The sequence below is a fragment of the Paenibacillus sp. JT22N12 genome (assembly GCF_056269365.1).
The window spans coordinates 42781-57664 of record NZ_JBWDNU010000010.1; the positions used below are offsets into that span (position 1 = coordinate 42781).

The window sequence follows — 14884 nt, forward strand, 5'->3', positions numbered from 1 at the left end:
GCAGTGCCGGATTTCCGCTTCTTTAATTGAGGTCATAACACTGCTGCAAAGGACGGCGGAGCCGTTTCTTCCTGCCATGCTTACCATGCGGCGCGAGAAGATATGAAACTTCCGGTAGCGGACGCCTTATTTAGGATTGACACGGAGGCGCTTACATGAGAAAATGTACGCGTGTACACTGCCTGGGTTTTCCATCTGACAAGACACAATGAAATGAGGTTTAATCGCGGATTAAACCCAAGCAGAATTGGGAGGAAGGACTTATTCGCAGAAGAGAGGTCGCTAGGCTTGCGGGTGTGTCGGAAGCTACCGTTTCGCGGGTGCTTAATGGGGTCGGACCGGTTAAGGAGGAGACGAGAGAGCGGGTGCTGGCTGCGGCCAGGCAGCTGAATTATGTTCCCAGTGCGCTGGCGCAGCGGTTTGCACGCAGCAAAAGCGGCAATCTGGGTGTCATACTGCCGCTGCTGCCCAAGGTCAATCTGTTCTCGACCTATTATTTCTCGGAAATTCTGAGCGGGATCGGCGTAACGGCCAAGGAACGCGGCTACGATCTGCTGCTCTTGTTCCGAAAACCGGATGAGCCCAGGGATTACGCGAATTTGTTCCGCACCCAGAAGGTGGACGGCTGTATTATTCTTGGCGCACAGGATGTACCGGGCGAGCGTGCGGCATTAGCAGAGCTGCAGGAGGGGAATTATCCTTTTTGTCTGGTGAATCAGCGGTTCGACGGCGAAGCCTATAATACGATTGACGCCGACCAGCGCATGGGCAGCCATGAAGCTGCGAGAACTCTCATCGGACAGGGCTGCAGACGAATCCTGTTCCTGAACGGACCGGGTGTGTACTCCAACAGCTTGGATCGTTTGGACGGCTATAAGCAGGCGCTGGAAGAAGCCGGACTGCCCTTCGATCCCGCGATGGTGCTGACTGGCAATTACAGCCGGACAAGCGGCTATCAGCATGCGGAAGCCGTTGCCGCCATGATAGGCGCAGGTCTCGCGGACGCGGTTATCGCCGCCAATGACCGGATGGCGATTGGTCTGCTGCAAGGCTTGAAGGAGCGCGGAATGCGCGCCGGCGTGGATGCCGCCATTATCGGCTGTGATGACTCCGAAGGCGCAAGATTGACGGATCCGCCACTGTCCTCCATTATGGTCCCTTTTTATCAGATCGGGTGCGAGGCTGCTTCCCAACTGCTGGGTATTATTACGGCGGATAGCAATGATCAGGACCGGCAGGAGGCTATTCATGTCAAACTGCCCGTACGGCTCGTGGTACGGGCATCATCCAGGACTCCGACATAAACGTCTTTGATTCTTAATCCGGAACCCGCCACTTTCTATCTGCGGCGGAACCCGGACTTAGATATCCAATTGAATGAGGAGGGCACAATGTATGAGTAATATTCGTGTCGGTATGATTGGTTATAAATTTATGGGCAAAGCCCACAGCAACGCCTACCGGGCGCTGCCGATGTTCTTCCCGAATGTGCCGAAGCCGGAGATGAAGGCGATCTGCGGCCGCGATCCGGAAGGGCTGGAGCAGGCACGGGCCCAGTTCGGCTGGGAAACGTCCGAGACCGATTGGCGCGATCTGATCGCCCGCGATGATATTGATCTGATCGATATCAACGCCCCAAGCGACGCCCATAAGGAGATCGCGCTTGCTGCAGCGGCCGCGGGCAAGCATATCTTCTGCGAGAAGCCGTTGGCGCTTAACCTGGCTGATTCTGTGGAAATGCTGGAAGCTGCGGAGAAAGCGGGAATCAAGCATCTGGTTGGCTTCAACTATCGGTTTGCGCCTGCGGTTCAGCTTGCGAAGAAGCTGATCGCGGAAGGGCGGATCGGCAAGATTTATCATTTCCGCGGCATGTTTCTGCAGGATTTTATCGTGGACCCGGACTTTCCTCTTGTCTGGCGTCTGCAGAAGGAAATTGCCGGCTCCGGCTCGCTTGGCGATCTTGGCGCGCATGTGATCGATATGGCCCGCTTCCTGGTAGGTGAATTTCAGGAAGTGATCGGCATGAACGAAACTTTCATTAAAGAGCGTCCGCTTCCGTCCGCCATGACCGGACTCAGCGCCAAAGGCGACAAGGATGCTCCGCGCGGTCCTGTTACCGTCGATGATGCCACGCTGTTCCTGTCACGATTCGATAACGGGGCGCTTGGCAGCATTGAAGCGACTCGTTTTGCTCCCGGACACCGCTGCACGAATTCCTTTGAAATTAACGGCAGCAAGGGCAGCATCAAGTTCGATTTCGAGCGGGTCAACGAGCTTCAGGTTTATTTCACGGATGATGCCGCAGATGTTCAGGGCTTCCGGCGTGTGCTGGCAACCGATCCGGCGCATGCGTATAGCGAAGCCTGGTGGCCGCCGGGCCACACGATCGGATATGAGCATACCTTCACGCATGAGCTGCATGAGTTCATGCTGGCTCTGTCAGAGGACCGTCAGCCGGTTCCGAATTTCCATGACGGGGTAGCGTGCCAGGCAGTACTGGAGGCTGTAGACAAATCAATTGAGGAACGCCGCTGGGTCGCGATTTCCGAGCTGCGCTAGAAACCAAAGTGAGATGAAGAAAGGTGTGTTGTAATGAGAAAGGCATTGATCGTATGGGGTGGATGGGATGGCCATCAGCCAAAGGAAGTCGCGGCTATTTTCGCCGATTTGCTGCGCAAGGAGAACTTCGAGGTAACCGTGTCCGATACGCTTGACGCCTATAAGGATGCCGATCTAATGGCGCAGCTGGATCTGATTGTTCCCGTGTGGACCATGGGGACGATTGAGAAGGAGCAGCTGCGTCCGCTGCTGGATACCGTTCAGGCCGGCTGTGGTATTGCCGGCTGCCATGGCGGGATGTCGGATTCCTTCCGCAATGAGGTGGAATACCAGTACATGGTCGGCGGCCAATGGGTGGCTCACCCGGGCAATGACGGGGTGCTGTATGAGGTGAATATGGTGGATGCCGAGGATCCGCTTACGCAGGGAATCGGCGATTTTGAAGTTTCTTCAGAGAAATATTATATGCATATCGACCCTGCAGTCCGGGTTCATGCGACAACCTCTTTTGACGATGTCAAGATGCCGGTTGTCTGGAGCAAGACCTGGGGAGAGGGCCGCGTATTCCATAACACATTGGGACATCAGGCCAATATTGTGGAAATCCCGCAGGTGCTTGAGCTCATGCGCCGCGGCTTCTTGTGGGCTGCGCGCGGGTAGTTAATGTCTGCGGGGTCAGCTGGTTCTTCATTTATACTTGCGGCGTTCTGCACGGAGCAGGTCGCCGGCTTCACGGCATGTATTCATTGTCATAACCTTAGGAGGGTTCCCTATTATGAAGCGGGTTAAAGTCGGTATTGTCGGCTGCGGTAATATCAGCAAAATTTATTTCACCAATTTGCAAAAATATCCAGAGCTCGAGCTTGTCGCTGCGGCTGATCTGGATCTATCCCGTGCCGAGCAGCGCGCGCAGGAATTTAATCTGGATAAAGCCTATACCGTCGATCAGCTGATGGCCGATCCGGAGATTGAAATTGTTGTGAATCTGACGATTCCCAAAGCGCATGCATCGGTATGTCTTCAGGCATTGGAGTCCGGCAAGCATGTTTACGTGGAGAAGCCCCTGGCTGTAACCCGCGAAGAAGGGCAGCAGGTGCTCAAACTGGCGAAGGAGAAGGGGCTGCGCGTTGCAAGCGCGCCTGAAACGTTCCTGGGCGGAGGCATTCAAACCTGCCGCAAGCTGATCGACGACGGCGCAATCGGAACGCCAATCGCGGTTAGCGGGTTCATGATTGGCGGCGGACATGAGAGCTGGCATCCGGATCCGGAGTTTTATTATGAGGTTGGCGGCGGTCCGATGTTTGATATGGGACCGTATTATTTGACCGCTTTTGTCAATTTGCTGGGGCCGATCAGACGCGTAACGGGCTCTGCCGTTATCTCTTATCCGGAGCGCACCATTACAAGCGAGAAGAAACGCGGCCAGAAGATCAAAGTCGAGACGCCGACGCATATCGCGGGTGTGCTGGATTTTGAAAGCGGCGCGGTTGGAACGCTGATTACCAGCTTTGACGCCAAGGGAGGAACATCACTGCCGAACATTGAAATACACGGCAGCGCAGGTACCCTGCTGGTGCCGGACCCGAACGGTTTCGGCGGCAAAGTGAAGCTGAGGAAAGCGGGCGGCGAATGGGAAGAGATTGCGCTGACTCACGGCTACACCGACAACAACAGGGGAATCGGCGTTGCCGATATGGCCCGGGCCATCAATGAAGGCGGACCGCATCGTGCGAACGGGGAGCTTGCCTATCATGTGCTTGAGGCTATGCATGGGTTCCATGATGCTTCGCGTGACGGCAAGCACTACAACATGGAGAGCACCTGCGAGCGTCCTCAGCCGATGCCGGCGCTTGAAACCCAATCCAAATAAGCAAACAATCAATCAGCTTGCCTTCCCGGCAAGCTGGTTTTTTTGTATGACTCAGGAGCATAGGATATGGAAAAAGAATTGGCGATATGTCGGTTCGTTATGTATATCCGGGCGCGCCAAAGAATCATAGCCGGCGCGGCCCGTCATGAAGAAGGATAGGAATCAATTCTGTTTTACTGGCGGCAGAAAACACCGGATATGGGACTGGATTCGATCCTTAACTTGGACTTGGAGGAGCATTTTCAGCGGAACGCAGATGGTTATATAAGGTTTGCACCATTCGGTTCTGATCGGGAGAAGGGCTGTTCTTCCAGATCATTTCGAACAGGACGCCAAGACCTGGAAGCGCCTTTTCATCGGTGCCGATGGACCCTTCGATAACCTCCGTAAGTTCTTCACCTGTTTTGTCATGTACGCGCTGGACGATAGCCTGACGCAAATCAAGTATGTTCAAGGGGATCCCTCCATTATCGATTTCGGGTTTAATATATCCCGCAGCGTCTGGTTTCATCCCGCCTCCCTCGTATCGGATATAGAGGAAAGCTGTGGTATAATAAGAAAAGTGTGTTCACCTGAATACAAGGAGTGTGCGGACTTTTGGCAAAGAAGCAATTTGCAGTCATTGGAATGGGACGTTTCGGTTCAAGTGTCGCCAGCGCTTTGTCCAATCTGGGTTTTGAAGTGCTGGCTATCGATTCTGATGAACAAAAAACACAGGATGTCGCGAGTATAGTGACTCATGCCGTTTCGGCGGATACGACGGATGAGGACGCGCTTCGGGCGCTTGGCATCCGCAACTTTGATGTAGTTGTCGTCGCGATTGGAGCGGATATCCAAGCGAGCATTTTGACCACCCTGATCTTGAAGGATCTGGGCGTGCCCAAGCTGATCGTCAAGGCGCAAAATGAGCTGCACGGCAAGGTGCTCAGCAAAATTGGCGCAGACAAGGTTATTTTTCCGGAACGGGATATGGGCCTTCGGGTTGCACATCATCTGATTTCGCCCAATATTCTGGATTTTATCGAGCTGTCGGATGACTACAGCATTGTCGAGATGAAGGCGCCTGCCCAAGCGGTTGGGAAAAACCTGAAGCAGCTGGATATCCGGGCTAAATATAAATGCAATGTGCTGGCGATAAAAACCGATAATCACATGAATATATCTCCTTATGCGGACGATATAATAAAGGACAACGATATTCTGGTTATCGTCGGTAAAAATCAGGATTTGACAGATCTTGAAATCGTATATGCGGAAGGCTGAACCAAACTGTGAATAAACCAATATCCCATATTACTTCCATACAAAATGATACCGTGAAGGCGATGGCCGCTTTGCTGGACAAGAAGCATCGTGACCGAAGCGATGCTTTTCTGGTTGAGGGTGTTCATCTTGTCCAGGAGTCGCTGCTTGCCGGCGCTGACGTCCTGAAGGTTGTCTATGATGCTGCACGCGGCATCCCGGCCGAGCTTCGGGAGCTGCTGGAAAAAAGCAACTGCGAGCTGATTGCCGCTTCTTCCGCAGTTATGTCCAAATGCACGGGAACCGACAGCCCGCCGCCGGTATTCGGCATCGTTGCCAAGCTTAAGCCCGACTTGTCCGCTTTATACCGGGAGCATTCGCTCGTTGTGGTGCTTGACGGCGTCCGCGATCCCGGCAATGTCGGGACCATTATCCGCAGCGCGGATGCAGTGGGAGCGGATGCGGTGCTGATAGGCGATGGCAGTGTGGATTTATACAATCCCAAGACCGTCCGTTCCACGATGGGCTCGCTGTTTCATTTGCCTATTATTGAAGGAAGCCTGCCGGACTATCTGCCGGAGGCGGCAAGCAGAGGAATTCAGCTGGTTGGCACCAGTCTGCAGGCGGAGAAGAGCTGCTACAGCCATAACTGGACGGTGCCGACGTGGCTGCTGCTGGGCAGCGAGTCGCACGGTTTGTCGCCGCTTGCGCTTGAATCGGTCAGCACCAGCGTTATTATTCCCATGCGCGGGCAGTCTGAGTCGCTGAACGTGGCAATGGCAGCCACGGTGCTGTTGTATGAGGCACTGAGACAGCGGGAATTTTAACAAATAATAATTTCTGTCCGCTGTGAGTTGTAAGGTAAAGTTGAGACAATTATAAGATAGTTTGCGACTGTTTATAACATCAAAATGAGACAGCTGGGTCGCAGTAAATCCTTGTATTACTAGGGTTTGCTGCCATTTGGTTTATATTAAGTCAATTTCTATAGAAGTTTAGCGATTTCGGAAATACGGTGATTATTTACTAAAAATGCGATTTTCATATTCATACACCAGCATCCAGCCGAAAGAAGGAGCCTTTAGGGACTCCTTCTTTTTTATTATTGAACATTTCCGGCGAAGTTGTTGGATATGAAACAAAACTGCGTTGATTAGCGATTGAATTAGCTTGTCAATTCTATATAATAATCAACATAAGTTAAATAAACAACGATAGTTGAATTAAAAATATGACGGGGGGAGTCATTGTGGAAAACATTTGGACAGCCGAAAAAATGCCGAACCAACAAGGGACGAGAGTGGTGATTACCGGAGCGAGCAGCGGTATCGGTTATGAAACCGCGCGGGCTTTTGCATCGAAAGGCGCCGAGGTGGTGTTTGCCATTCGAAATTTAGAAAAAGGAGAGGAGGTCGCCAGACAACTTAAAAAGGAGTATCCGAACGCATTGCTGAAAATGATGAAGCTGGACCTTAGCGATCTTTCCAGCGTCCACCGATTTGCCCAAGAGTATAAGCAATCTTATGATTCGCTTAATCTTCTCATCAATAATGCCGGCGTCATGACTCCGCCTTTTCAAAAAACCAAGGATGGTTTCGAGCTCCAGTTCGGCAGTAATCATCTCGGTCATTTTGCGCTTACTGGACTTATGTTGCCGATGATGAGTCATGTCCCTTCTTCTCGCGTTGTCACTCTAAGCAGTACCGCTATAAGAGGAGCCAAAATTAATTTCGATAATCTCGATGGCAGCAATGGCTACAACAGAGTGAAATTTTATGGCCAAAGCAAGCTAGCCAATTTATTATTTGCCCAAGAGTTGAATGTACGGTTGAGGGCAAGCGGCTCGAATACCATCAGTCTGGGCAGCCACCCGGGAAGAGCGAATACCAATCTGTTCTCGCTTGGATCCGAAAAAACAGGACCCCTAATGAAAATTGTAAAGGCACTCTTAGCCCCGCAATCCGCGGAGATGGGTGCTTTACCGACCTTGTATGCGGCAACTTATCCCGTTCTCAAGGGAGGCGAATACATCGGTCCGGACGGAAAAGGCGGAAACAAAGGGTATCCGAAGGTGGACACGTCCGTTCTGAAATTATATGATCCGCAAATTACCAAACAGTTGTGGGATGTGTCGGAGTCCCTTACCGGTATTTCGTATTTATCTTAAAGAGAGTTTAACTGGCAATATGGCAAGACTAACGGCCGTAACTGAATTTGCTGGAACAGCCAATGTTATGGTGGATGTCCGGAGCTGTAGGATCGCTTGTAGTTAAAATGAAATCCGAGTCGGATACACTTACAAGTGTTGCGGCAACCGACTCTGCCCGGTACGGGCAGCGCTTGAAGATGACCCAACGAATTAAGCCGGTTGTCCTGAGCTCCAGGGCAGCCGGCTTTTTGCCGCGAGCAGACAATCCGTTCAGTGGCCGACTACTTCAGAGGAGCCGGTCCATCTAGAATGGGCTTTTTTTGTCTCAAATGATATTATAACTAACAGGAATTGTAATTCAGAACACGTTTGAGGTTGTTTTTTCAAGAATGTGCAGGTACCGAAGATCGAAATTTCAGCTCCAAGGGGGTGCCAAGCAGCACCTCTTCTTTCATCTGCGGGAGTATAACGGGAAGGCTGTTTGAGTGATATGATATTGATAGGAGGGATAACATGCAGCTTAGCTCTAAACAAATTTTTATTCGTCGACTTCAAATGGAGGACATGAATTCCTTGCTTGATCTGCGTGTTCGAAATCGACATTTTTTTCAGCCATTTGAACCTATCATTGCGGATTCTCACTATAGCCCAGAAGGACAAAGAGAATTACTTGAAAAAGTGCATCAAAGCTGGGAGAACGGATCTGGATATGGTTTTGGAATCTTCTTAAATGATAATAGTCGCTTGATCGGAAGGGTTAATTTAAGCAATGTTGTTCTTGGCGCATGGGAAAGTTGTACAATTGGTTATTTTCTGGATGAAGCATTTAACGGAAGGGGATTAACCACCGAAGCCGTTTATTTGGCTGTCCAGTTTGCATTCGGGCACGCAGCATTACATAGGGTACAAGGCTCCGTTATGCCCAGGAACGTGGGATCCATTCGGGTTCTTGAGAAGGCAGGATTTCGTTATGAGGGTTTCTCAGAATATTATTTGAAAATTAATGGAAAGTGGGAACATCATAATATATACAGTATTACCCGTGAATTATGGGATCCCGGGAAGACGGCGATGTAACATTTGAACCAGGCAAAGCCGTGATTGTTATGCCAATAGTGCTCCGATTGAAGAAATGGAGGAGGAGGACCTTCGCCCAGATCGAGACGAACCTCTTCGGTGTCGTAAACGTACGAGCGGCGCTTCCGATGCTGCGCAAGCAGCGTTCGGGTCATTTTATCCAATTCTATCCCTTGCCTCCACACTAAAAAGCCCGACCTCACACGGCGGGTTTTTCGGTGTGCCGGAAACAATAATCACCATGAAACAATTCAGCTGCAAAAATTCATGCTAAAAGTTCCACACTGCATTACCCACCACCCTTGTGATAAGATAATCCTGTTCTTTACACTCATCGCATTGGAGGCGCCTGGCGCATGGAACAGGACCACCGCTTTTCATTGATCAGGTCACTTAAGGGCAGACTGGCCATTATCTTGACGATCGCGACGATCATTCCTATTTTGCTGACCGGATATATCTCTTACCGGTGGATCTATATTGTGCAGACCCAGAAGATCGAGGCGGATTGGCTGGACAAGGTGCAGCGGGAGCGGGACGAGCTTGAACGGAAGCTCGACGAACTCGGCAGGGTTTCGCAGCTTATGGATATCGAGGGCGGGATCGGCCGGGACGTTGTGACGTTCATTACCAGCAAGGATTCGTTCAACCGCTCGATCCTGTTCCGCAATATTAATCAGTCCGTAGCGAACGTGAATTTCTCCAACCCCAATTTAGGGGTTATGTTCTATTATGCGCCGGAGCTGGCGGAGCCTTTATTATTTCCCAATGCCAGTGTGAAGATTAATTTCAAGCCGGAAAATCTGAAAGCGTTCTTCAAGCAGAAGCTGTTCACTTATTATGGGCCTTATGAATCACTGGACCAAGGAAATCAGCAGGAGCTCGTGTTCTCTCTGCTCCGCAAGCTGGAATACGGGAATGGGCGCTCGATCTATGCTTATATTGAGACGAAGGTCATCGGACTCGAAGCGCTGTTCACTGCGGCGGGCGAGCCGGATTCCACGGTGGATTATCCCGTATATCATGTGCTGACCACGCCGACGGGGCAGGCTGCATTCAGCAATATGGCGGATGAGTCGGTTGATATCGGGGCAACATTTGCTGTGCCAGAAGGGACGTATCAGACCTTTCAGGCTGCAGGAAGGCAGGGCTGGACGCTATACCAGCTTATTCCCAAGGATGCGTATAACCGCGAGATGAACAAATGGCTGTCGCAGTTTATCCTGTTTGCTTCGTTCTCGCTCATTCTGGGCATCGTTCTCGCCTGGCTGATCTGGCGGATGGTGTACAGACCTATACGCATCATCAACAGGGAAATCACGAGATTCAGCTACAATCCGTCTCTGACGAGCGTATCGGCAACCGGGCTTGCGGAGTTCAATCACATACTGGCTAACTTTCACCAAATGAGCCGGCGCATATCGGAGCTGATCTCGGATGTGGAGGACAAGGAGAAGCGAAGAGGCCAGCTCGAGGTGGAGAAGCTGCTTGTGCAGATCAATCCGCATTTTCTTCATAACACGTTGAATACGATTCAATGGCTGGCCAGATTGGAGGGTCAGACAAATATTGCGAGGCTCGTATCGATTTTTACGAGGGTATTGCATTATAATCTGGGCAAGAAGAATATTATCGTTACCGTGAAGGAAGAGGTAGACGCCGTTCGCGATTATATCGAGCTCCAGAATATCCGGTATGATCATTCCTTCAATGTGAAGCTGCTCGTAGACCCGGACTGCCTTGATGTTCCGATTCCGCGCTTCATTCTTCAGCCGCTTGTGGAAAATGCGCTGTATCACGGCTTCGACGACGACGATAAAGGTGAAATCGAGGTTGCGATAACCCGGGAGAAGCATGCGCTCTATCTGCGGGTAACAGACAATGGCAAGGGAGTGCCGGAGGAAAAGCTGCTGGAGATGCTGGAGGAAAGTGACGGCCAGCTGCACAAGTCGGGGCTTGGGATCGGTTTAAGATATGTGAAAAAAATGTTATCCGTCTATTATGGCGCGGAAGCGCAGCTGATGATTGAAAGCGGGGCCGGCATCGGTACGACGATCGCCATTCGGCTCCCGGATACCTTAAGAGGAGTGGATGTCCTTGATTCAGGCCCTGATCGTGGATGACGAAAGCCTGGTGCGCAAAGGGATGCGGCTCATGTTCCCGTGGGATAAATTCGGAGTTGAGATTGCCGGGGAAGCCGCGACGGGCGAGAAGGCCATGGAGTTTCTGCGGTCGCATCCCGTTCAGCTGCTGATGACCGATATTACGATGCCCGGGATGTCAGGGCTGGAGCTGGTCAGACAAGCGCAGGAGCTCGATCCCACAATTAAGGTCGTCATTCTGACCTGTCATCAGGATTTTGATTTCATCCAGGAAGCGCTCCGCATGGGAGCGGTCGATTATATCGTCAAAACCCAGCTTGAGGAGATTGATCTGGACCTCACGATGGAGCGAATCCTCAGGGCTGTCCGGCAGGATCTTCCAGGGAGCGCTCTTGTCAAAACGAAGCCTGCGCATGCGCGGAAGGCGGCAGCCGAGCGGGCGGCGGGAGTGCTGTGGGTCATGGATGACGGTAGCTTCCAGGCGCTGGCGGATGCGGTAGCGGAGCTGGAAGGAAGCGATGCTGCGGAGCTTCAGCCGATTCTGCTAGCCGCCATGGAACGATGGAGGCGGAGCTTCCCGATGTTCGGCTGGGACAAATGGTCCAGTCCGCCTGGGGAGGAGACAGCAGTATGGCTGCTACGGCTTCGCGCTGAGTTGGCCGCATGGCTGCGTAGCTCCGCCTATTCCGAGGATGTCATACGCTCAATCGTCAAGGCGGTTGATCTGATCACGGAGCAGCCTGGCGTGCATATGAAGCAGAGTGAGATCAGCCAATTGGTGAATCTGAGCAAAAGTTATTTCAGCACCAGCTTCCGCGGTATTACGCGGCTGACGTTCAGCCACTTCCTGCAGGCCGCAAGCCTGCATGCGGCAAGGGAGCTGCTCCTTGCAACGAACCATCCCGTCTATTGGATCGCCGAGAAATGCGGCTTTACGGATCAGCGTTACTTCAGCAAATTATTCAAGGAACAAACCGGCCTGCTGCCAAGCGAATACAGACAGCGGCATGCGGAGCGAGCCTGAATCTATTCAAACCCGCGAGCGGATCACGGCCATTCGGCCTGAACGCGATCGGGTTTTTGTGCTTTTTCATGATGAATCAGCAGCCGAGAGAGAACATTTTCTTCAAAAGGTGCGGCGATTATTTTCTCCAGGCTCCAATGAGAAGAAAATATTCGAACTTACTTAGAATCAGAGCCGCTCACAGGGCTGTGCAAGCGTTTGCTATAATCATGGTGCAATAGAAAATAGATAAGGGGAAAGGTGATATCCTCATCATGAAAAAACGAAAACAGGGAATTGCGCTTTTACTATCCGTCATTCTCATCCTGACGCTTGCCGCATGCAGCGGAGGCAACGGGAATAACGAAGGAGCGGCGCCCGAAGCGAACGCACCAACTAATGAAACTCCCAAACCGGATGCTCCGGCAGAGCCTTTGGGCAAATATGATCCGCCGATTGAAATAACGGCTGTGCGGGGGATAACCGAGGGAACGAAGTACAATGAAGGAGAATCGCTTGAAAATAACGTCTGGTCGAAAGCGTATGAGAACGACCTGGGCGTTAAAGTCAAATACTTATGGACGACGCCTACCGCCCAATATGACCAGAAGCTGAATATTGCCATCGCTTCGGGCGATCTGCCCGATATTACGCCGGTCAGCGCATCGCAGCTGAAGGGCCTTGTCGAAGACGATGCACTGGAGGATTTGACCTCCCTCTATGATCAATATGGATCCGGGCTTACGAAGGACATCATGTCGCAGGATGGAGGCAACGCCATCAAATCCGCGACCTTCGACGGCAAGCTGTACGGCCTCCCGAACATGACCTCCGGACTTGGCCAAACGCATGTTTTGTGGGTGCGGACCGATTGGCTGAAGAAGCTGGGGCTGCCAGAGCCCAAGACGATGGATGATGTGATCAAAACCGCTGAGGCTTTCGTCAAGAACGACCCGGACGGCAATAGCAAAGCAGATACTTACGGCCTGGGCATCAACAAGGATATTTTCGGGTTCTATGCCGGTATGCAGGGCTTCTTCAACGGATTTCATTCCTACCCCAACACCTGGGTGAAGGATGCTTCCGGCAAATTGGTTTATGGAAGCGTGCAGCCTGAGACCAGGGCGGCTTTGCTGAAACTGCAGGAGATGTACAAGAATGGACTGCTCGACAAGGAATTCGGCACGAAGGATGCGACGAAGGTAAGCGAATCCGCCAATGCCGGCAAGCTGGGTATGTTCTACGGCTTCTTCTGGAATGCGGGCTGGCTCCAGGACGGCAAGAATGTGGATCCCGCCATGGAATGGAAGGCGATTCCGATTGTTTCGGCGGATGATCAGCCGGCCAAGGCTCAGGTGCCTTTTGCCATCAGCACGTACTATGTGGTCAAAAAAGGAGCCAAAAATCCGGAAGCGGCCGTCAAGCTGCTGAATTTTGACTTCGAGAAGCTTTGGGGCAAAACGGCGCAGCCGGATGTGTACAGCTCAAGCAACAACATCGCGCTGTTCGAATACGCGCTCCTCTACGGCGAAGCGCCGCGCAAGAACCTGGACGCTCATCTGAATGTGGTCAAGGCGCTGGATTCCAAGGATCCGTCTGCTCTGAATACGGAAGAGAAGGGCTACTACGACAATATTCTGGCCTACCGCGCAGGAGACAACAAGATGTGGGGCAATAATCTGATGTACGGTCCTGAAGGCGCACTGGCGGTTATCGAAGGCTACTCCGAGAAATCCCAGCTTGTCGACGATGCCTACTACGGAGCTCCGACACAGGGAATGACGGATAACAATGCGACGCTTCAGAAGCTGCAGCTTGAAGTGTTTACCCAAATCATCATGGGCGGCTCCATCGACGGGTTCGATAAATTTGCAACGCAGTGGAATGATCTTGGCGGCAGTACGATTACCGGAGAAGTGAATGATTGGCAAGCCTCCCGCTAAGGGGGAGCTTCCTCCGGCAAGGAAGAGGCGAATACGCAATGAAACGTAAGACCATCCGGGAACTGCCCTTTCACCTGATGATTCTTCCCGGATTTCTCCTGGTGCTCGTCTACAGCTACGTGCCGATGGCAGGGATCATAATGGCGTTTGAGAGATTTGTTCCGTCCAAGGGGATGTTTCATTCCCCCTGGGTTGGATGGAAGAACTTCGAGTACATGCTGCACCTCCCCGGAACGTTAAGCGTGTTGGGCAACACCTTCTTCATCGCGGGGATGAAAATGATCGGGGGCATTATCGTTCCCGTCACCTTCGCCCTGCTGCTGAACGAAGCCCGTCACCGCCTGTTCAAACGGAGTGTGCAGACGATTATTTATTTTCCGCATTTCCTGTCATGGATCATTCTGAGCGGGATTCTGATTGATATCCTCTCTCCATCGACAGGCATTGTCAACGGATTGCTTGGTTCGCTCGGCATTCCCTCCGTTTATTTTCTGGGCGATCCCGGCTGGTTCCCTTACACGCTGGCGCTGACCGATGTCTGGAAGGAATTCGGGTACGGAACGATAGTCTATCTGGCTGCCCTGACCAGCATCAATCCGGCCCTCTATGAAGCCGCTTCAATTGATGGGGCAGGGAGAATCCGGCAGACGGTGAGCGTGACGCTGCCCGCCCTGCTGCCGATGATCGTGCTTATGTCGGTGCTCAGTCTGGGGAATGTGCTCAATGCGGGCTTCGAGCAGGTATTCAACCTGTACAGCCCGCAGGTCTACAAAACGGGCGATATTATCGATACCCTTGTCTTTCGCATCGGGCTTGAAAATGCCAATTACGGCGTAGCAACAGCTGTCGGCTTGTTTAAATCGGTTGTTTCCTTCGTCATGATCGGCGTGTCCTACGTACTCGCTTACCGGCTGACGAACTATCGGATTTTCTAGGAAA

13 protein-coding genes are annotated in these 14884 nt (G+C 52.0%); 12 read left to right on the plus strand and 1 reads right to left on the minus strand.

From position 1 onward, the window contains the following. Positions 1 to 263 precede the first annotated feature (263 nt). The 4 genes from AC0YOA_RS27915 to AC0YOA_RS27930 all read left to right on the plus strand — a co-directional run bounded on the left by AC0YOA_RS27915 (position 264) and on the right by AC0YOA_RS27930 (position 4429). Positions 264 to 1304, plus strand: coding sequence for a LacI family DNA-binding transcriptional regulator (locus AC0YOA_RS27915; protein WP_475789556.1), 1041 nt, complete (start codon positions 264 to 266; stop codon positions 1302 to 1304). Positions 1305 to 1395: 91 nt separating this feature from the next. Continuing rightward, positions 1396 to 2559 carry a Gfo/Idh/MocA family protein gene (locus tag AC0YOA_RS27920; protein ID WP_475789418.1) on the plus strand — a complete coding sequence of 388 codons (1164 nt, stop codon included), beginning with the start codon at positions 1396 to 1398 and terminating at the stop codon, positions 2557 to 2559. Positions 2560 to 2592: 33 nt separating this feature from the next. Then, positions 2593 to 3219, plus strand: a complete 627-nt coding sequence (locus AC0YOA_RS27925) for a ThuA domain-containing protein (RefSeq protein ID WP_475789419.1) — start codon at positions 2593 to 2595, stop codon at positions 3217 to 3219. A 115-nt stretch (positions 3220 to 3334) separates the two neighbouring features. Then, a complete protein-coding gene (locus AC0YOA_RS27930) occupies positions 3335 to 4429 on the plus strand; it encodes a Gfo/Idh/MocA family protein (protein ID WP_210038142.1) in 1095 nt (364 codons plus the stop codon). 217 nt (positions 4430 to 4646) lie between these two features. Here the strand turns inward: AC0YOA_RS27930 and AC0YOA_RS27935 are convergent, their stop codons facing one another. Further along, the gene (locus AC0YOA_RS27935) at positions 4647 to 4940 is read right to left on the minus strand and encodes a small acid-soluble spore protein SspI (protein WP_379113916.1); all 294 of its coding nucleotides are present in this window, start codon (positions 4938 to 4940) and stop codon (positions 4647 to 4649) included. 86 nt (positions 4941 to 5026) lie between these two features. Between AC0YOA_RS27935 and AC0YOA_RS27940 the strand changes: the two genes are divergently transcribed. The 8 genes from AC0YOA_RS27940 (at position 5027) to AC0YOA_RS27975 (ending at position 14880) form a co-directional block, all read left to right on the plus strand. Then, positions 5027 to 5692 (plus strand): potassium channel family protein, encoded by a 666-nt coding sequence (locus AC0YOA_RS27940; RefSeq protein ID WP_210038143.1) that lies wholly within the window; start codon positions 5027 to 5029, stop codon positions 5690 to 5692. An 8-nt stretch (positions 5693 to 5700) separates the two neighbouring features. Then, positions 5701 to 6498, plus strand: coding sequence for a TrmH family RNA methyltransferase (locus tag AC0YOA_RS27945; RefSeq protein WP_475789420.1), 798 nt, complete (start codon positions 5701 to 5703; stop codon positions 6496 to 6498). A 422-nt stretch (positions 6499 to 6920) separates the two neighbouring features. Continuing rightward, a complete protein-coding gene (locus AC0YOA_RS27950; protein WP_475789421.1) occupies positions 6921 to 7838 on the plus strand; it encodes an oxidoreductase in 918 nt (305 codons plus the stop codon). Positions 7839 to 8333: 495 nt separating this feature from the next. Beyond that, positions 8334 to 8897, plus strand: coding sequence for a GNAT family N-acetyltransferase (locus AC0YOA_RS27955; RefSeq protein ID WP_475789422.1), 564 nt, complete (start codon positions 8334 to 8336; stop codon positions 8895 to 8897). A 356-nt stretch (positions 8898 to 9253) separates the two neighbouring features. Beyond that, a complete protein-coding gene (locus tag AC0YOA_RS27960) occupies positions 9254 to 11020 on the plus strand; it encodes a sensor histidine kinase (RefSeq protein WP_475789423.1) in 1767 nt (588 codons plus the stop codon). Beyond that, positions 10995 to 12023 carry a response regulator gene (locus AC0YOA_RS27965; RefSeq protein ID WP_475789424.1) on the plus strand — a complete coding sequence of 343 codons (1029 nt, stop codon included), beginning with the start codon at positions 10995 to 10997 and terminating at the stop codon, positions 12021 to 12023. Before AC0YOA_RS27960 ends, AC0YOA_RS27965 begins: the two co-directional genes overlap by 26 nt. A gap of 254 nt (positions 12024 to 12277) precedes the next feature. Further along, positions 12278 to 13945: an extracellular solute-binding protein gene (locus tag AC0YOA_RS27970; protein WP_475789425.1), complete on the plus strand. Its 1668-nt coding sequence runs from the start codon at positions 12278 to 12280 to the stop codon at positions 13943 to 13945. 38 nt (positions 13946 to 13983) lie between these two features. Next, a complete protein-coding gene (locus AC0YOA_RS27975; protein ID WP_210038150.1) occupies positions 13984 to 14880 on the plus strand; it encodes an ABC transporter permease in 897 nt (298 codons plus the stop codon). The last annotated feature ends 4 nt before the right edge of the window (positions 14881 to 14884 follow it).

What these genes read in the sequence shown, in the direction of transcription:
- AC0YOA_RS27920 (WP_475789418.1), top strand. Translation starts at nt 1,396, where the DNA reads ATGAGTAATATTCGTGTCGGTATGATTGGTTATAAATTTATGGGCAAA.
- AC0YOA_RS27925 (WP_475789419.1), top strand. Translation starts at nt 2,593, where the DNA reads ATGAGAAAGGCATTGATCGTATGGGGTGGATGGGATGGCCATCAGCCA.
- AC0YOA_RS27930 (WP_210038142.1), top strand. Translation starts at nt 3,335, where the DNA reads ATGAAGCGGGTTAAAGTCGGTATTGTCGGCTGCGGTAATATCAGCAAA.
- AC0YOA_RS27935 (WP_379113916.1), bottom strand. Translation starts at nt 4,940, where the DNA reads ATGAAACCAGACGCTGCGGGATATATTAAACCCGAAATCGATAATGGA.
- AC0YOA_RS27955 (WP_475789422.1), top strand. Translation starts at nt 8,334, where the DNA reads ATGCAGCTTAGCTCTAAACAAATTTTTATTCGTCGACTTCAAATGGAG.
- AC0YOA_RS27960 (WP_475789423.1), top strand. Translation starts at nt 9,254, where the DNA reads ATGGAACAGGACCACCGCTTTTCATTGATCAGGTCACTTAAGGGCAGA.
- AC0YOA_RS27970 (WP_475789425.1), top strand. Translation starts at nt 12,278, where the DNA reads ATGAAAAAACGAAAACAGGGAATTGCGCTTTTACTATCCGTCATTCTC.
- AC0YOA_RS27975 (WP_210038150.1), top strand. Translation starts at nt 13,984, where the DNA reads ATGAAACGTAAGACCATCCGGGAACTGCCCTTTCACCTGATGATTCTT.